The 18470-nt window shown below is 62.3% G+C and carries 16 protein-coding genes and 1 CRISPR repeat array; of the genes, 11 read left to right on the top strand and 5 right to left on the bottom strand.

Going from position 1 to position 18470, the window contains the following annotated elements:
• Window positions 1-7: 7 nt before the first annotated feature.
• From DNK49_RS13250 to DNK49_RS13230, 5 genes are all read right to left on the bottom strand, one after another.
• Window positions 8-1021: a fumarylacetoacetate hydrolase family protein gene (locus DNK49_RS13250; protein ID WP_110525315.1), complete on the bottom strand. Its 1014-nt coding sequence runs from the start codon at window positions 1019-1021 to the stop codon at window positions 8-10.
• The gene (locus DNK49_RS13245) at window positions 1018-1560 is read right to left on the bottom strand and encodes a VOC family protein (protein WP_110525313.1); all 543 of its coding nucleotides are present in this window, start codon (window positions 1558-1560) and stop codon (window positions 1018-1020) included. Before DNK49_RS13245 ends, DNK49_RS13250 begins: the two co-directional genes overlap by 4 nt.
• 22 nt (window positions 1561-1582) lie before the next feature.
• Window positions 1583-1807, bottom strand: a complete 225-nt coding sequence (locus tag DNK49_RS13240; protein ID WP_110525311.1) for a DUF2783 domain-containing protein — start codon at window positions 1805-1807, stop codon at window positions 1583-1585.
• 11 nt (window positions 1808-1818) lie between these two features.
• Entirely contained in the window at window positions 1819-3486 is a 1668-nt protein-coding gene (locus DNK49_RS13235; RefSeq protein ID WP_110525309.1) for an FAD-dependent oxidoreductase, read from the bottom strand.
• 77 nt (window positions 3487-3563) lie between these two features.
• Window positions 3564-4526, bottom strand: coding sequence for an MBL fold metallo-hydrolase (locus tag DNK49_RS13230; protein ID WP_110525307.1), 963 nt, complete (start codon window positions 4524-4526; stop codon window positions 3564-3566).
• A gap of 213 nt (window positions 4527-4739) precedes the next feature.
• Here DNK49_RS13230 and DNK49_RS13225 point away from each other — a divergent pair, with 213 nt between their 5' ends.
• The 11 genes from DNK49_RS13225 to cas2e are packed head-to-tail and all read left to right on the top strand — an operon-like array spanning window position 4740 to window position 15396.
• On the top strand, window positions 4740-5771 hold the full coding sequence (locus tag DNK49_RS13225; protein WP_211170848.1) for a helix-turn-helix transcriptional regulator: 1032 nt from the start codon (window positions 4740-4742) through the stop codon (window positions 5769-5771).
• A 49-nt stretch (window positions 5772-5820) separates the two neighbouring features.
• The gene (gene cas3, locus DNK49_RS13220) at window positions 5821-8595 is read left to right on the top strand and encodes a CRISPR-associated helicase Cas3' (RefSeq protein ID WP_110525303.1); all 2775 of its coding nucleotides are present in this window, start codon (window positions 5821-5823) and stop codon (window positions 8593-8595) included.
• Window positions 8592-10217, top strand: coding sequence for a type I-E CRISPR-associated protein Cse1/CasA (gene casA, locus DNK49_RS13215; protein WP_165843330.1), 1626 nt, complete (start codon window positions 8592-8594; stop codon window positions 10215-10217). The genes cas3 and casA overlap by 4 nt, the downstream gene beginning before the upstream one ends.
• 9 nt (window positions 10218-10226) lie before the next feature.
• Entirely contained in the window at window positions 10227-10736 is a 510-nt protein-coding gene (gene casB / locus DNK49_RS13210) for a type I-E CRISPR-associated protein Cse2/CasB (RefSeq protein WP_110525299.1), read from the top strand.
• A 54-nt stretch (window positions 10737-10790) separates the two neighbouring features.
• Window positions 10791-11855, top strand: a complete 1065-nt coding sequence (gene cas7e, locus DNK49_RS13205; protein ID WP_110525297.1) for a type I-E CRISPR-associated protein Cas7/Cse4/CasC — start codon at window positions 10791-10793, stop codon at window positions 11853-11855.
• A gap of 4 nt (window positions 11856-11859) precedes the next feature.
• Window positions 11860-12618 carry a type I-E CRISPR-associated protein Cas5/CasD gene (cas5e, locus tag DNK49_RS13200; protein ID WP_110525295.1) on the top strand — a complete coding sequence of 253 codons (759 nt, stop codon included), beginning with the start codon at window positions 11860-11862 and terminating at the stop codon, window positions 12616-12618.
• 2 nt (window positions 12619-12620) lie between these two features.
• On the top strand, window positions 12621-13334 hold the full coding sequence (cas6e, locus tag DNK49_RS13195; RefSeq protein ID WP_165843329.1) for a type I-E CRISPR-associated protein Cas6/Cse3/CasE: 714 nt from the start codon (window positions 12621-12623) through the stop codon (window positions 13332-13334).
• Between the two features lie 43 nt (window positions 13335-13377).
• Entirely contained in the window at window positions 13378-13701 is a 324-nt protein-coding gene (locus tag DNK49_RS13190; protein ID WP_110525291.1) for a type II toxin-antitoxin system prevent-host-death family antitoxin, read from the top strand.
• Window positions 13685-14185 (top strand): PIN domain-containing protein, encoded by a 501-nt coding sequence (locus tag DNK49_RS13185; RefSeq protein ID WP_165843328.1) that lies wholly within the window; start codon window positions 13685-13687, stop codon window positions 14183-14185. Before DNK49_RS13190 ends, DNK49_RS13185 begins: the two co-directional genes overlap by 17 nt.
• A complete protein-coding gene (gene cas1e / locus DNK49_RS13180) occupies window positions 14166-15119 on the top strand; it encodes a type I-E CRISPR-associated endonuclease Cas1e (RefSeq protein WP_243632359.1) in 954 nt (317 codons plus the stop codon). The genes DNK49_RS13185 and cas1e overlap by 20 nt, the downstream gene beginning before the upstream one ends.
• Window positions 15100-15396 (top strand): type I-E CRISPR-associated endoribonuclease Cas2e, encoded by a 297-nt coding sequence (gene cas2e, locus DNK49_RS13175; RefSeq protein WP_110525285.1) that lies wholly within the window; start codon window positions 15100-15102, stop codon window positions 15394-15396. The genes cas1e and cas2e overlap by 20 nt, the downstream gene beginning before the upstream one ends.
• 88 nt (window positions 15397-15484) lie before the next feature.
• A CRISPR array of direct repeats spans window positions 15485-18320; the repeat unit is 29 nt; unit sequence GTGTTCCCCGCATGCGCGGGGATGAACCG.
• Between the last annotated feature and the right edge of the window lie 150 nt (window positions 18321-18470).

The raw sequence follows: 18470 nt of genomic DNA, 5'->3' as shown, positions 1-18470 counted from the left end.
TGACCGATCAGCGCTTTGGCAGTGCGACGCGATTCTCGATCGCACCAAAAACGCTCTGTCCCTGCGCATCGAACATCTCGATGCGCACGGTATCGCCTTCGCGCATGAACGGCGTCCTGGCTTCGCCCTGCTCGATGGTCTCGTAGGTGCGTACCTCTGCCAGGCAGCAATACCCCACCCCACCGTTATCCACCGACGAACCCCACAGATTGCCCTGCTTGTTCGACACCGTGCCCGACCCGACGATGGTGCCGGCCTCCAGCTCGCGCGTCTTGGCCGCATGGGCGACCAGCTGACCAAAGTTGAAGGTCATGTCGACCCCCGCGTTGGGGTGACCAAAACGCTTGCCGTTAAGGTCCACCACCAGCGGCAGGTGCACCTTGGCATCCTTCCACGCCACCCCCAGCTCGTCCGGCGTGACCGCCACCGGGCTGAAGGCACTGGCCGGCTTGCTCTGGAAAAAGCCAAAGCCTTTTGCCAGTTCGGCTGGAATCAGGTTGCGCAGCGACACGTCGTTGACCAGCATCACCAGACGGATGGCCGCTGCCGCAGCCTCCGGCGTGGCCCCCATGGGCACATCACCGGTCACCACAGTGACCTCGGCCTCGAAATCAATCCCCCAGGCCTCGTCCGCCACCACCGCATCACGCGGCCCGATGAAGCTGTCCGAGCCGCCCTGATACATCAGCGGATCGGTGTAGAACGACGCCGGCACTTCAGAGTTGCGCGCCTTGCGCACCAGCTCGACGTGATTGATATAGGCCGACCCGTCCGCCCATTGATAGGCACGCGGCAGCGGCGAGTGGCAGTGAGCGGGATCAAACGGAATCGCATGGCGTGCGTGGCTGCCGTTGAGCATGTCGTACACCAGCTCGAGCTCGGCCACCACCTCGTCCCAATTGTCGAGGGCCTGCTGCATCGTCTTTGCGATGCCACCCACCGTCTGGCAGCGGCTCAGGTCGCGGCTGACGACCACCAGCGTACCGTCGCGGCCACCATGCTTCAGCGTTGCAAGCTTCACTGGAACATCTCCTTGTAACGGCCGTCATGCATCCATGCAGCGTGCTTGGGCGCCTTTCTGGTCTGCCCCCATTCTTCCAGCATGTCCCACTTCACCTTGTCGAGCGCCTCGAGCATCTTGGGGCTGCCGGTGTTGGCGGCCAGTTCCAGGCGATGGCCATTGGGGTCGAAGAAATAGATCGACTGGAACAGCGCGTGGTCAGTTGGACCAACCACCTCGATACCTGCCGCCTCCAGCCTGGCCTTGGCCGCCATCAGCACCTCCATTGACTCGACCTCCAGCGCCAGATGCTGCGTCCACGCCGGGGTGTTTTCATCGCGCCCCATCGGCTTGCGGGTAGGCAACTCGAAGAATGCCAGTACATTGCCCATCCCGGCATCCAGGAAAATATGCATATACGGGTCGGGCTCGCCTGTGGAAGGCACCGCATCTTCGGCAATCGACAGCACCAGCTTCATGTCCAGATGCTTCTCGTACCAACGCGCGGTTTCCAGCGCATCCTTGCAGCGATAGGCTACATGGTGAATCTTCTTGATCATCTCAGTCTCCTCGGCCAGCTGCTCAGACGCCTTCGCGGGCAATCTTCATCGCCTCGCGCAGCACCGAAATATCGCCGATATGGTTGGACAACAACAGAATCAGACGGGCGTTGACCATGGCGCTTTGCTCGTCGGTCAGGTCGCGATGCGTCTCGATCAGTGCCTCATAAAAGTCATCACCGGGCGAGAAGGCGCGGAAATAGCGCTTGCCGGGTTCCTGCAGATTGGGCTCGGTAATCAATGCCATGATGAAAATCCTTATGCGTTGCAGGTGGCTTTGGCCACGGCAGCGCGCACCCGCGCCCCGTCAAGATTGCGCCAGCGCGCGGCGACATGCTGGTCTGGCCGCAGCAGGTAGCACGAGCCGTCCTGCAGGTCGTAACGTTCGCGGATGCGGTCCTTGCTGTCGATCAAGGTACGCAGCCCGCCGGGCGCCTGTCCGCGGGCCGCCACCACCAGCGCCTCGACCGCAATCGGGGCATCGGTCAGCGCGCACAAGCGCTGCACCGTCGCCGCATCGATGGCCGATGCATCAGGCACGTAGTACAACAACTGAAAGCGATTGCCCGCCACACCCAGCAGCCAGCGCTCGCCGTCTGCCGATTCAACAGGGGCATCGTCCATCGGTGCGCCCGGTACCATATCGCCGGCAAAGGCATCCATATCGGGCGTGTTGAGCGGCGAATCGGTAAAGAAGCTCGGCACCGACAAGCGCCCGGAGTTGACCAGCGCGCGGGCAAACGGATAGTGCTCCGCCAGCCCCAGCACCGCATTGCGGAAAGTCTTGCTGACCGCGCTCTTGGGGGTAATGAAATCGGTCGAGCGGGTCGAGTTCATGATGTTCTCGTCCGCTGCAAAACCGCGCTCGTCGGTATAGGTATCCAGCAGCGTGGCCGGTGCCTTGCCCTCCATCACCAGCTTGAGCTTCCACACCAGGTTGTCACTGTCCTGAATGCCCGAGTTGGCGCCACGCGCCCCAAACGGCGACACCTGATGCGCCGCATCGCCCACAAACAGCACCCGCCCATGGTTGAAACGGTTCATCCGCCGGCACTGGAAGGTGTACACACTGACCCATTCGAGATCGAACTCGCGGTCATCTCCCAGCATGGCCTTGATGCGCGGAATGACGTTTTCGGGCTTCTTCTCTTCTTCCGGGTCCGCCTGCCAGCCCAGCTGAAAATCGATGCGCCACACATTGTCGGCCTGCCGATGCAGCAACACCGACTGATTGGGATGAAACGGCGGATCGAACCAGAACCAGCGCTCGGTCGGGTATTCGGCCTTCATCACCACATCCGCAATCAGGAAGCGGTCCATGAAGATCTTGCCCTCGATGTCCAGGCCCAGCATCGTGCGGATCGGGCTACGCGCCCCATCGGCCACGATCAGCCAGTCGGTGGACAGCGTGTAGGCGCCATCGGGCGTTTCCACCCGCAGCGTCGCCTGCTTTTCATTGGGTGTTACTGCAATCACGTTGTTCTTGAAGCGCATTTCCAGGTTGGGCAACTGCTGCGCCCGCTTCACCAGATAGTCTTCAAGGTAGTACTGCTGCAGATTGATCATGCCCGGCCGATGATGATCCGGCTGCGGACACAGGTTGAAGCTGAACACTTCCTCCTCACGGAAGAAGGTGCGCCCCACGTTCCACGACACGCCCTTCTGCACCATTTCTTCGCCACAGCCCAGGCGATCCAGCACCTCGAGCGCACGCTTGGCGTAACACACCCCGCGCGAGCCGATCGACACCGTGTCGTCGTTATCCAGTAGCAGCACCGGCTGGCCTTGCATCGCCAGATCGATCGCCGTGGTCAGCCCCACCGGACCTGCACCAACGATGATCACCGGATAATGACCATCACGTCCCTCGGCCAGCTCGGGCGGCTGACGATAGGCAAACTTAGGGTATTGAAACGTGCTCAGCACGGCTGTCCTCCTCCTGGTTCAGTCTCATGAACCGGCGCCGCCCGTCTGCGGAGCGTGTCGCCGGCAAAAATGCTCGCTCAGGCCTGCAGCGAATGCCACATCTGTTGGTCGCGCTCTGCCGTCCAGATGCGCGGATCACGAATGCCGCTGGCCTCGTCATGCGCACGGGTCACGTCAAACGGCAGGCAGTGCTCGTAAATGAAGACCTGGCCAAACTTCGGATCCATGTTCTTGCGCGTGTGCGCCATCGTCGCCTTCAGATCCATGCCCTGCGCCACCGCCTCCTGCGCGCTGCGATACAGCGTCGACACGAAGTCGCGGGTGTAGGCCAGGCCGGCCTTTACCGCCTCGGGCGTCATCAGCGCCGGGCCACGACCGGGCACCAGCTTGTCAAAGTTCATCGCAGTCAGGTTGTCCAGCGTCTGCGGCCAGTCGGCCAGATAGGCATCGCCGGTGTAACAGGCCGCATCCGCCTCCACCAAGTCGCCCGAGAAGCAGATGTTCTGCGACGGCAGGTAAACAATGGTGTCACCCTTGGTATGACCACGACCGACCTGCTTGATCTTGACCTCGAGCTTGCCCATCCACAGCGTCATCTCGCCCTGGAAAGTGATCGTCGGCCAGGTCAGGCCCGGCACGCTTTCCACGGCATTGAACAGCCGGGGAAAACGACCGATCTCGGAATCCATGTCCTGCTGGCCACGCTCAACGATCAGGTCGTAGGTGTCCTGGCTGGCAATGATCTGCTCCAGCCCCTCGCCCTTGTAACCCGACGCGCCCAGCACACGCACCGCGTGGTAATGCGTCAGCACCACATACTTGATCGGCTTGTCGGTCACCTCGCGCACCTTGGCAATCACCGCCTGCGCCATCACCGGCGTGGCCGTGGCATCGATGACCATCACCGAATCGTCACCAATGATGATGCCGGTGTTCGGGTCGCCCTCGGCAGTGTAGGCATAGGCGTTATCCGACAGCTTTTCCCAACTGATCTTCTTTTCTTCCAGGTCGGCCTGCGAAGCGAATGCTTTGTTCGACATTGTGTTGTTCTCCGGTGTTCGGGGTGGATGGATGAATCGTAGTTCAAAGTTTGTTCATAGGCAATACGTTTGTTACTGTTTAACAGCGTAACGATAGGTGTGATGGCGGCTTGAGACGGATTGGCTTCAACAGGCATGCAAGGCTGGATAGCGCAACGCACGGCCGGACGCCCTCTTACTTAAGTGCAATGGTGTGGGACATAACCGTTGGTTATGATCGGGACATTCCACTTGGGGAGCCAAACGGTGAGCCAGACTGACCGTCTTGTCCGCATCCGAAAACTGTTTGGCGAAAGGCGGGTCGTTTCCCGACGCGCCCTGCTGGAAACATTGGAAGTGTCACCCGCAACACTGAAGCGCGATATCGCTTTTCTGCGGGACAACATGAATACCCCCATCGTCTGGGACCGCGAAGCCAGCGGCTACCGTATCGCCCCGAGTGAAACCAGCGGAGCCCAGTTCGAGCTGCCTGGCATGTGGTTCAACGACAAAGAGATCCACGCGCTGCTCACCATGCAGCACCTGCTGGCCAATCTCGATCCTGGCGGTCTGCTCGCGCCACATGTCGCACCATTGATTGAACGCCTCAACAAGTTGCTAGGCGCTGCGGACAACCCCACCGACGAGATCAGAAAACGCGTACTGATCGTCGGAATCGGCAAACGCAGTATGAAACTTGCGCACTTTGAAAACATCGGTTCCGCCCTGCTCCGCCGCAAACGTCTGCTGATTCGCTATTTCGCCCGCAGCAAGAACGAAGAAGCCACCCGCGAGATTTCACCGCAACGCCTGGTTCACTACCGAGAGAACTGGTACCTCGACGCCTGGTGTCACTTGCGGGGTGCATTGCGCAACTTTGCGGTCGACAGCATCCGTCATGTGGAACTACTTGACCGCAAAGCTGACGACATCCCCCTCCCCACCGTCGACACAGTTCTCGGACCCGGCTACGGCATCTTTGCGGGAAGCGAGATCCACTGGGCCCGGCTGCGCTTCAGCGCGGAACGAGCACGCTGGGTTGCGACGGAGCACTGGCACCCGGATCAACGTGGCACGTTTGATGACGATGGAAGGTACGTACTGGAGGTGCCATTTGCCGATCATCGAGAACTGATGATGGATGTGCTCAAGCATGGGCGGCATTGCGAGGTGCTGGGGCCAGAGGAGCTGCGTCAGCGGGTGACCGAAGAACTCTCACGCATGGCAAAGAATTTTGCTGAGCCGGCTGCGGGGCTCATCCAGTGAGCCTCAGCCCAAGCAGAATGGGCAAAACGATCAGCAAGGACCCAATCTGATGTCAGCTCCTCATTTTGGCTACTGGGGAAAAGCGCGGCCACTCGGCGCAGCTGGCGACGACTATCACCTGCTGCCCTATCACTGCCTCGATGTGGCCGCAGTGGGCGTCACCCTCCTCAAGCGTTCACCCGCACTACGCAAGCTCTTCGCCGAAGCCCTCGTCCTGGATGCGGATGAGCCGCTGTACTCATGGTTCGCCTTCTGCCTCGCCATCCACGATCTTGGCAAGTTCGCCGAGTCGTTTCAGGGGCAACGTGCCGATTTGGTCAAGCGCTTGCGCGGACGCGATCCAGACCTCGGAAAGCCCTATGTCGTCCGTCACGATTCGCTCGGCTGGCTGATCTGGGAGCATCACCTCAAGGACTGCGCAGCCGATCAATGCTGGTTCGGGCCGAACAGCGAAGACATGCTTGACGGCATCGGTTGGTGGATGCGTGCCAGCACAGGGCACCATGGTTTACCCCCCGACTCCCGGGGGCACTGGCGACACCATTCTTGCCCGGAGGATACTGCGGCGATCGAGGGTTTCCTGGATGAGCTTCGGGCCCTTTTCCCGCTGGACGCCATCAAACATGCGCATGCCGCGCTCGGTACTGACGCATTCGAAGGGAGGAGCCGCGATCTTGCTTGGTGGTTCGCGGGCGTCACCGTGCTCTCGGACTGGATTGGCTCCAATACCGAGTTTTTCCCTTACCGAGCAGAGGCGACCCCACTCCAGGAATACTGGGAGGAAGCGCAAGAACGCGCCGAAACCGCGCTAAAGTCCGTCGGCGTATTGCCAGCGCGATGCTCCAAACGCAATTTCGCCGAGTTGTTCGCTGAGATCGCTACACCCTCTCCCTTGCAGATTTGGGCGATAGACACGCCTCTGACATCCGCTCCGCAAATCCATCTGCTGGAGGATGTCACCGGCGCCGGCAAGACCGAAGCGGCCGTCATGCTCGCACACAGACTGATGACGAGCGGCTGTGCTGACGGCTTCTTCATCGCGCTGCCGACCATGGCCACGGCAAACGCGATGTACGGGCGCATCGCGGAAGTCTATCGCAAGCTGTTCGAAGGCCATCCCAGTCTCGTTCTGGCACACGGACAGCGCGCTCTGGTCGAGGCCTTCGCCGATTCCGTCCTGCCAGCCGGGCAGGAGGAAGACGACACGGCACAGCGAGACGATACCGCCACCGCGCGCTGCAATGCCTGGCTTGCCGATCACGCCAAGCGCGCGCTACTTGCCCCGGCCGGCGTCGGCACCATCGATCAGGTCTTGCTCGCCACCCTTTACAGCAAACACCAGTCCCTGCGTCTGCTGGGCCTGTTCCGCAAGGTGCTGATCGTCGATGAGGTGCACGCCTGCGATGCCTACATGCAACGCGTGCTCGAAACCGTACTGACCTTCCACGCCCTGGCCGGTGGCAGCGTCATTCTCCTGTCGGCAACCCTGCCCGATCAGATGAAGCATGCCCTGTTTAATGCTTTTGCACGCGGGCGCAGTGCAGACCCTCTGCCCCGCACCTCTTCGCCAGGCTTTCCGCTCGTAACGTCCTGGCACGAGGGGCAAACGAATGCCGCCCTCGAGCCCATCGTTGCGCGCGAGGCGGTTTGCCGGGATGTGGCCGTTCGCTACGTCACCGACGAGCACGAAGTGCTGTGCGCCATCCGCCAGGCGCTCGCCCAAGGCAAATGCGTGTGCTGGATGCGCAACACGGTCTCCGACGTCCTCGCAGCCCACGCGCACTTTGAGAACGAACTCGACGCGGATCACCTCATCGTGTTCCACGCGCGCTTCGCCCTGCAGGACCGGCTCGCCACCGAGGAACGCATTCTCACGCACTTCGGAAAATCAAGCACACCCGCCCTGCGCGCGGGCAGGCTGGTGATCGCTTCGCAAGTCGCCGAACAATCTCTGGATGCGGACTGGGACATGGTGATCTCCGATCTCGCCCCCATAGACCGCCTGATCCAGCGTGCTGGCCGATTGCAACGCCACCCGCGCGACACGGATGGCGCCCGGCTCGTCGACCCGCAGGCGACCGACCAGCGCGGTCAACCCTGTCTGTGGGTGCTCGGCCCGGCCTGGAGCGAAACTCCTGCTGCAAACTGGTACAAGCAGGCCTTTCCCAAAGCCGCCGCCGTCTATCCCCATCACGGTCACCTGTGGCTGACCGCCCGAGCGCTTCAGCAAGGCCGCGTCGCCATGCCAGAGGATGCCCGTGTGCTCATCGAAGGTGTGTTTGGCGAAGGCGCCGAACTCCCGTCCGGCCTGCAGGCCAACGCCAACCAGGCCGACGGCGCCTACTTCAGCGATCTCAGCGTCGCACAGCAGAACACCATCAAGATCGCTGACGGATACATACGCGGCGGCATCGACTGGTGGAGCGAAGCCAAGACACCCACCCGCCTGGGCGAGGCAAGCATGACCGTCTTGCTGGCCCGCTGGGATGGCGACCGGCTGCGACCCTGGGCTGAACATGAGAACCCGCGCCACGCCTGGGCCTACAGCAGCGTGAAAGTGGCCGAGCGGCTGATTGCACGGCGCGTACCGGAATCAGATGGCGCCAAAGAACAGTTGGTGAAGGACGCAGAAGCGCTGCTGCCGGACAAGGGGAAATGGTCGGTCGTGCTGGCGCTGCAAGAAACCGCCGAAGGCTGGACGGGCACAGCCTTGTCGATGGAACAGGAAAACAAGCCTTCGAGGCCACTGCGCTGGCGCTATGACCATGTCCGTGGGCTGGAGCAGATGCAAGACGCCGAATGTTTCGAACAGGAGCAGGAATGAACCTCATCGAAGACCACTGGATGCCCGTGCGCCGCAGGGACGGCTCACGCGACTGGATTGCACCGACGCAGCTATCGGCCCCCGACATCGTCGCATTCGACGCCGATCGCGCGGATTTCAACGGTGCGCTGATGCAGTTCGCCATCGGCCTGCTGCAGACGACGGCGCCAATAGAGAGCCCGACGGCTTGGAGGCAGTTGCTCACCACTCCACCCGACGCACAGACCTTGCGCGACTGGTTTGCCCCCGTTGCCGAAGCGTTCGAGTTGGATAGCGACGGACCACGCTTCATGCAGGACGCAACTCTGGCCTCAGAAGCGTCGGCACTCAACCCAGTTTCTGCGCTATTGATCGAATCGCCGGGCGAGAACGCGCTACGCAACAACAGCGACCACTTCGTCAAACGGGGGCGGCTCGATGGCATATGCCCGGACTGCGCCGCCATCGCGCTCTTCACCCTGCAGACCAATGCGCCTGCCGGTGGCGTTGGCTACCGCACCGGGCTACGGGGCGGCGGGCCGCTGACGACCCTGCTACTGCACCAGTCACCTACAAGTCTGTGGCAGGACGTGTGGCTCAACGTGATCGAACGCCCCCAGCATCTAGAACGTTGCGGCGACGCGAGTCGAAATAGCGCGCAGTTCCGTTTTCCTTGGCTGACCGATGTCGCAAGCCTGCAACCAAGCGGCGAACTCGCCCCGGCGCAAGTGCACCCGGACCACATCTTCTGGGCGACACCACGACGGATTCGCCTCGACTTCGACAACGTCGCGCACGGTGCTTGCGATATGTGCGGACGTGAGTCCGACAGGCTGATACGGCAGTTCACCGCCAAGAACTACGGACTCAACTACAAGGGCGCCTGGGATCACCCGCTTTCTCCCTACTACGAGGTCAAGGGCGAGTGGCTGCCGCTGCACCCGCAACCAAGTGGCATTGGATACCGACACTGGCTGGCGTGGGTGCTGGGTCAGGCGGACGCCAAGAACAAGCAACGGCCGGCCCGCATTGTCACCCACGCGCTGGAGTGGCGCCGCCGCCAATTGGGCGGCGCGTTGCGCCTGTGGGCCTTTGGCTACGACATGGACAACATGAAGGCGCGTTGCTGGTACGAATCCAACCTGCCTCTGTACGGATTGGGCGAATGCGCCAGCAAGGAAGCGTTGAAGTCCGTGTCAGCCACCGTGGAAACGCGGCTCGCGGGCGCGCAGCAGTCGGTGTTCTACCTGCGCAGTGCGGTCAAGGCCGCGTGGTTCGGCGGCGATGCGCGCGGTGACTTCAGCGCCATCGACGCCGAGTTCTGGCAGCGAACGGAAACGGCGTTCTACACACAACTCCGGCAGTGCATCGAGGCGGTCCGGCAGGACGAAAGTGCCGACCCCGATACGCTGGAAAGCCGGCAAGCCTGGCACCACGCCCTGCGTAGCGCCGCCCTGGATTTGTTCGACACCACCTTCGTCGGCGCTGGCCCCATCGAGCGACAGAAGCCACGGCGCGTGGCCGAAGCCCACCGGCAACTGGTGAACAGCCTGAACGGCAAGAAGATGCGTGAAGTGCTACGCCTGCCTGCCGCCGACAAACCCGCAGCCGGCCGCGGCAAGCCCGCGACGGCAGACGTCTGAGGAGATCCCATGTCCGACCGATTCTCACGCGACAACGCCTACGGCACGATTCTGCTCAACTGGTGGCAGAAGCTCGAAGACGACCGCGCCAGCCGCGCCATCCTGCGCCGCGCACCCACGGTCACCGCCGTCGCCCTGAGTGCGCCCTACCAGCGCCTGTACCGTCGCTTCCAGGTAGCCGGATGGAACGCGGACGGCGTCTCCGCGCGCGACGACCGCCTCGCAGCGATTGTCGGCCTGCTCGCGCATGTCACCCAGGATCAACCGGGGTCACCCGCCAAGGCAATGAGCCACAAGGCGCCCGGCGAGGACAGGCCGCTGGTCAGCGAGTTGCGCTTTACGCGTCTGCTGGAGTCTCGCGATGTCGACAGCCTGTTCGCGGGTTTGCGGCGCGTGCTGCCGATCATGGAGCACCGCGTGGACGTGATTGCACTGGCCGACGACATCCTGTTCTGGGGTGACGACCGCAAGAAGCGGTGGGCCTACGCCTATGACTGGCCCGCTCGCAGCGCCGACTGACTCCCCCGATTCCGTCACGACTCCCTCACCCTTTCCGCTCAAGGAGAACACCCCATGTCCCGCTTCGTTCAACTGCACGTGCTGACCAGCTACCCGCCCTCCAACCTCAATCGCGACGACACCGGCCGCCCCAAGACAGCCCTGATGGGCGATGCGCTGCGGCTGCGGATTTCCTCGCAAAGCCAGAAGCGCGCCTGGCGGACGTCGGACATCTTCGAAACCGCCTTGGCTGGCCATATCGGTACCCGCACCAAGGACATGGGCAAGCGCGTGCACGATGTGCTGATCGCGGCGGGCGTGTCCGATAAGAACGCCCGTGAGTGGGCGCGTCAGATTGTCGGCAAGTTCGGCAAGCTGAAGTCTGACAAGAAAGCGGAGAAGGACGAAGACCTGCAAATCGAACAGCTCGCGCACTTCAGCCCCGAAGAAGTCGAGGCCGTCGAGCAGCTCGCGCAGATTTGCGCGACCCGTAACGCCGGGCCGACCGAGGAAGAACTCAAGCTGCTGCGCACCCCGCGTAAGGCGGCAGACATCGCCATGTTCGGCCGCATGCTGGCTGACAGCCCGGCCTTCAACATGGAGGCGGCCATCCAGGTCGCACACGCCATCACCGTGCACAAGAGCGCAGTCGAAGACGATTACTTCAGCGCGGTCGACGATCTCAACAATGGTCTCACCGACAAGGGTGCCGCACACATTGGCGAGCGCAGCTACGGTGCTGGTCTGTTCTATCTCTACATCTGCATCGACCGCGCCTTGCTCGTGGACAACCTCGGTGGTGACAAGACGCTTGGTGACAAGGCACTCCAGGCTTTCATCCATGCGGTCACCAAGGTCAGCCCCACCGGCATGCAGAACAGCCACGCGTCGCGCGCCTACGCCAGCTATGTGCTCGCCGAGAAGGGCGACCAGCAACCGCGCTCGCTCGCCCAGGCCTTTCTCAAGCCGGTCAAACCCTTCGAGGGCGAGGACATGCTGGAGAAGGCGGTGAAGGCCATCGAAACGCGTCGCACCAACTTCGACAAGGTGTATGGCGCCTGCGCGGATGCACGCTACGCGATCAACGCCGAAACCGGCGAGGGCAGTCTGGATGAGCTGATCCGCTTCACCCAGGAGTGAAGCCATGTCACTACTTGTCTTTCAACTCCAGGCGCCGCTATCGGCGTGGGGTGACAGCGCGGTTGGAGAATACCGGCCGAGCCACGATTACCCCGGCATTTCCGCCCTGGTCGGCTTGCTGGGCGCGGCGCTCGGCCTGCGGCGCGAGGATGAAGCCGCCCACGCCACGCTGCGGGATGCCTACGGCTACGCAGTAGGGGTGCAATCTTCGGGCACCCTGCTGCGCGACTATCACACCGCCCAGGTGCCCAGTCAGGCCAGCCTGAAAAAACGCCCGCATGCCTCGCGGCGCGACGAACTGGCCATTCCCCGGCACGACCTCAACACCATTCTATCCACCCGCGACTATCGGCAGAATGCCGGCTTTCTGGTCGCCATCCAGGCAAGCGAGGGCAGCCCCTATCCGCTGGAAATGCTCGCCGATGCATTGCGCAAGCCACGCTTTGTCCTTTACCTCGGGCGCAAGGCCTGCCCACCCGGCGCCCCGCTGCATCCGCAGATCATCGAGGCGGACAGCGCGGACCAGGCGTTCGACACCTACCTGGAGCGCCTGACCGAAGCAATTACCAAGCTCAACGGCACAGCGCGCAGTAAATCGCTTGAACTGCCGCCTCCGGTCGAGCGCATCGCATGGGGACAAGGCATTGCCGTCGGCCTTGCGCCCGACCTGACCGTGACCCGCAAGGATCGCCCGCTTCGTCGCAAGGGGTGGCAGTTCGGCGACCGCAGCGAGCATGTGGCACTGATCCGCAAGGAGGCCTGAACGTGTACTTCAGCTTGATCACCCCTCGCCCCGGATTCGAACGCCGCGCCGCACACGAATGGTTGGGTGGCGCCTATGGCGAACACCAATGGCTGTGGCGCTTCTTCCCCGCGCCGGCGGGGACGGAACGCGACTTCCTGTTTCGCCGACGGGATGCCGAAGGCCTGCCCCGCTTCTACGTTGTATCGCAGCGGAAGCCCCAGCTTGATTCAGACGCCTGGCAGATTCAGTGCCGCGAGTATCGGCCGCAGGTGCCAAGCGGCGCGCGGCTGAGTTTCGAATTACGCGCCAACCCGGTGGTTTCGCGTAAAGGAGAGAAAGGCGCAAAACGTCACGACGTCGTCATGGATGCGAAAAAGCGCCTGCTTGCGGCTCGCGACCTGCCTAACTGGGAGGCATGGAAACCGGACCTGACAACAGCCGATGGGCAGCCAGACCCACCTCCGCCGCTCTACGAACTGGTGCATATCGCATGCACTGAGTGGCTCGCCAGCCGTGCCGAACAATACGGGTTCGCACTCGATGAATCGACCGTCTCGGTAGCTGCCTACGAGCAACATGGCGGCAAGCACGGCCAGTTGCGCTTCAGTACGGTCGACCTAGCGGGCGAGTTGATCGTCACCGACACCGAGCGTTTCGCGAGCGCGCTTGCAAGCGGTATCGGGCGTGCCAAGGCATTTGGTTGCGGCTTGTTGCTCGTTCGTCCTGCGACATGATTTGTTCTATCATTTGATAGCACAAACTAACGCGAGTACCACCATGGAAACCTTTACCGTGCGAGACCTTCGCGAACGTACCGGTGAGCTGATTCGAGGTGCTGAGGCCGGCAAGCTGTCTGTCGTCACCAAACACGGCACGCCGGTCTTCGTTGCCGTGCCCTTCGATGACGCATTGTTGAAGGAAGGCGTGGGGGTTGCGCTTGCCATTCATCTATTCGACGAGGAACGCATTTCGCTGAGTCGGGCGGCTCGCATGGCTGGCCGTTCGGTCAGCGAAATGGTGGACCTGCTCGGACGGTACGGCATTCCGGTGATTCGCACCACTGCTGATGAACTGGAGCAGGAGCTTGCAGATTTCGGCTGAACGAATGTCGGTGGTAGTTGCCGATGCAGGCCCGCTGATTGCGCTCGGACGCCTGAATCGTCTGGATCTGCTGCCGTTTCTTTTTTCCGATGTTCAGGTCACGGCGACGGTGCTGGACGAATGCCTCGCCCGGCCCGACTTACCCGACGCAAAGAGGATCACGGACGCACTTTCAGCAGGTCTCATTCGGCGCTGCCCCGATGCCTTGAGTACAGACGATGGCCCCCTGGACCCAGGTGAGTCCAGCGCAATCGCCCGAGCGAATGAAATTGGTGCGGGTTTGTTGCTGGATGACCGCGCAGCGGTAACGCACGCACGTGCGCTTGGACTTAAAGTCATCGGCACGCTTGGTGTGTTAGTGCTTGCCAAGCGCAGAGGAAAGTTGCAGGAAATCAGGTCCTTGATTGAGCAGATGCGTAGAGCCGGGCACTACTTGGGCGACGCAGCTGTACTCGCAGCACTTCATGCCGCTGACGAAACCTAAACCCAATATGCTGCCACCGCTCAAGCCCATCCCCATCAAGGAACGCATGTCCATTGTCTTCGTCGAGAAAGGCGAGATTGATGTTGTTGACGGGGCCTTTGTGGTGGTCGATCAACAGGGTTTTCGGGTACGGCCGGTGCTCACCCACATCCCAGTTGGCGGAGTCGCCTGCATCATGTTGGAGCCGGGAACGCGTGTATCCCACATGGCGGCTGCGCTCGCGGCGCGAGTGGGTACCCTATTGGTGTGGGTCGGCGAAGCCGGCGTGCGTCTGTACTCCTCTGGTCAGCCTGGCGGTGCGCGCGCCGACCGGCTTCTCTACCAGGCCCGCCTCGCCTTGGACGAGAACTTGCGTCTCAAGGTAGTACGCAAGATGTACGCGATGCGCTTCGGTGAAGAGCCACCGGCGCGTCGCAGCGTTGAGCAACTACGTGGCATCGAGGGCGTTCGTGTACGCAAGACGTATCAACTGCTGGCACAGAAATTCGGCGTGAAATGGTCTGGCCGCAACTACAACCCAGAGGATTGGGACGTTTCCGACCTACCCAATCGCTGCCTCTCGTCAGCCACAGCTGCTTTGTATGGTGTCACCGAAGCCGCTGTGCTAGCCGCGGGCTACGCCCCTGCAGTTGGTTTCATTCACACCGGCAAACCACTCTCCTTTGTCTACGACGTGGCCGACATTTACAAATTCGAGACAGTGGTCCCTGCCGCTTTCAAGGTTGCCGCATCCGAACCGCAGAATCCCGAGCGTGCGGTGCGCTTGGCGTGTCGAGACATATTCAGGCAAACCAAGCTTCTGGAACGCATCATCCCCGATATCGAAACCATCCTTTCAGCTGGTGAAATTAGCCGTCCCGACTCATCAGATGGTGTCGTCGGACCCGCCATTCCAAACCCCGAGAACATCGGCGATGCTGGTCATCGTTCTTGAAAATGCCCCACCCCGCCTGCGGGGTCGCCTTGCAGTGTGGCTGCTGGAGGTGCGCGCAGGCGTGTATGTTGGTAACTACTCGAACAAGGTTCGGGAACATATCTGGAAGCAAGTGGAAGAAGGCATCGAAGAAGGTAATGCCGTCATGGTTTGGCGGACTAACAATGAAGCCGGTTTCGAGTTTCTTACCTTGGGAGCGAACCGACGCATGCCTGCAGACTGGGACGGCGTTCGCTTAGTTAGCTTTCACCCCGAACCCAAGCAGGACGCTCCTTAATAATTCGAAAATACCATCTGCATCATGAGTCACCGGTAGAATCTGACGCATCCTTTTTTCCATGTATTTTCATGGAGATGGAGGAAGTGTGTTCCCCGCATGCGCGGGGATGAACCGCCAGTTGCACCACCTTGGCATCGGGTTCATTCGTGTTCCCCGCATGCGCGGGGATGAACCGTTCCTCCTTGCGCGACCCGAACCCCACGACGAGTGTTCCCCGCATGCGCGGGGATGAACCGTCGTGGTCGAATCCCTCGATGGTGCGAATAATGTGTTCCCCGCATGCGCGGGGATGAACCGTCCCCGGTGATATTGAGCGCATCCGAGCTGTCGTGTTCCCCGCATGCGCGGGGATGAACCGCCACTCGCCGTGCTCGCTGATCCTCTCGTAGAGTGTTCCCCGCATGCGCGGGGATGAACCATGGGCGACACGATTACTCCGGTGCGTGCTCTGGTGTTCCCCGCATGCGCGGGGATGAACCGCCTGGGCCGCCACTTTGCAGAGATTTCCTGCAGTGTTCCCCGCATGCGCGGGGATGAACCGAACGTAGGCTGATCCTCGCCGAAGTCGTGCCGGTGTTCCCCGCATGCGCGGGGATGAACCGCAACAATCAGACCCTCAAACGGGCGCCTCCAAGTGTTCCCCGCATGCGCGGGGATGAACCGCGAGCTACCACGAAACCCTGCGCGGCATCCAGGTGTTCCCCGCATGCGCGGGGATGAACCGAGGTACGGCTGCATATCCCTACCGCAAAAACCGTGTTCCCCGCATGCGCGGGGATGAACCGTTACAGCAACACCCGGCGCAGGCCACGTCGTAGTGTTCCCCGCATGCGCGGGGATGAACCGCTTGACATACATGGCCTTCTGAGCGACGCGCCGTGTTCCCCGCATGCGCGGGGATGAACCGCAGGTTGCCGCAATCCAAGCCGCCCAGGACGCGTGTTCCCCGCATGCGCGGGGATGAACCGGCGACCCGCGGCGGGGCAATGCACCTGACCGGGTGTTCCCCGCATGCGCGGGGATGAACCGAAATGGCCGACCCCGAGCAAGCCGCAGAAGCCGTGTTCCCCGCATGCGCGGGGATGAACCGTCACGCTGCCGCCGGCTGGCAGATTTGGCACGAGTGTTCCCCGCATGCGCGGGGATGAACCTGCTCACGCAGGGGCGCCGTGGGGGGTTTAGCCGTGTTCCCCGCATGCGCGGGGATGAACCGGCATCCCGCGCCACGGGCGCGAGCTCGCACAGGTGTTCCCCGCATGCGCGGGGATGAACCGCGCGGGCGGTAGGTCGCGGGGCGGACGAACAGGTGTTCCCCGCATGCGCGGGGATGAACCCGGATTCACCTGTACCGGTGATGCTGTCCAGTGGTGTTCCCCGCATGCGCGGGGATGAACCGAATTGGTCGAGCATTCAGGGGGTTGCCAAGCAGTGTTCCCCGCATGCGCGGGGATGAACCGGCCGGCCTGCTGGCAGGGTGAGGACGGGATGAGTGTTCCCCGCATGCGCGGGGATGAACCGCGGGTCAGACTGGCACCATCCGTATCGATATAGTGTTCCCCGCATGCGCGGGGATGAACCGCGCCACCAACTACGCCGACAATCGGCTAGTGAGTGTTCCCCGCATGCGCGGGGATGAACCGATCGAGGGCCTGCTCGGCACGCCACAGCGCCTGTGTTCCCCGCATGCGCGGGGATGAACCGGTGATCGCGCGCGATCACGGCATGTTTGTCGTGTGTTCCCCGCATGCGCGGGGATGAACCGACGGCGATCATCCCCGCGCTCGCAGAGCTCGAGTGTTCCCCGCATGCGCGGGGATGAACCGTCACGCTCCAAACCCCTGTCTTCTAGTGCCGTGTGTTCCCCGCATGCGCGGGGATGAACCGTTCCGATGACGAAATCGTAGGCCGACATCGGTGTGTTCCCCGCATGCGCGGGGATGAACCGCGCAGCGCCATCATCCGGAGATATCGCCTACGGTGTTCCCCGCATGCGCGGGGATGAACCGACTTCTGCCGTCGCCGCTGTCGTCGATCCGGCGTGTTCCCCGCATGCGCGGGGATGAACCGTCGGTTTTGAGCGTTCGCAGGCGCTTGGTCATGTGTTCCCCGCATGCGCGGGGATGAACCGTGGGAAATCGCCATCGGGTATGTCTCCGACCGGTGTTCCCCGCATGCGCGGGGATGAACCGCACGCTCCCCGAGTGGGGGCAGGGAAAGGGTTGTGTTCCCCGCATGCGCGGGGATGAACCGATTTTCTCAACTTGCATACTTGCACAGTCCGAGTGTTCCCCGCATGCGCGGGGATGAACCAGATGGCGATCGGAGGCGCCGCGGCTTTCCATCGTGTTCCCCGCATGCGCGGGGATGAACCGAACGCCTCTTTCAGCGTATCCCATATCCAGGCGTGTTCCCCGCATGCGCGGGGATGAACCGCAGTGCTTCCGTGCTGGCGCGCTGGCCGTTGGGTGTTCCCCGCATGCGCGGGGATGAACCGCAGATTGAACTCCCGCAGTACCGTGCCGGCCTGTGTTCCCCGCATGCGCGGGGATGAACCGTGGGCAGGCAACTGGGCGGCCGCGCACGCGCTGTGTTCCCCGCATGCGCGGGGATGAACCGCAGCCGTTCAGACGGTGCATCACGCCTATATGGTGTTCCCCGCATGCGCGGGGATGAACCGCGGCTCTTTCAGTCGGCCCGAAGCGTTGTAGAGTGTTCCCCGCATGCGCGGGGATGAACCGTCACGACGGCAGAAAGGGTCGATGCCTGGGCCGTGTTCCCCGCATGCGCGGGGATGAACCGGTCGCGTGATGTACAGCCATCCCGTACTGACCGTGTTCCCCGCATGCGCGGGGATGAACCGCAGGCCGCTCTAGAGGCCCTTTTCGAAAAATGGTGTTCCCCGCATGCGCGGGGATGAACCGGTCGCCATCTGAGTGCCGAATGTCAGGCGACACCGTAAATTGACCCCCTGGCGACACGAGGAATGAACCCCCTCGTTCGCAAGGAGGCCATCGTTGGAAACGAAGCACATCGAGGTAGATCCTGTACGCCGTGTAGGTTGCGGAGGGCAG

Origin of the sequence: Parazoarcus communis SWub3 = DSM 12120 (genome assembly GCF_003226565.1) — a bacterium.
Taxonomy (GTDB): domain Bacteria; phylum Pseudomonadota; class Gammaproteobacteria; order Burkholderiales; family Rhodocyclaceae; genus Parazoarcus; species Parazoarcus communis.
Note: the sequence above shows the minus strand (reverse complement) of the source record. Positions and strands in the feature narration are given on the sequence as shown.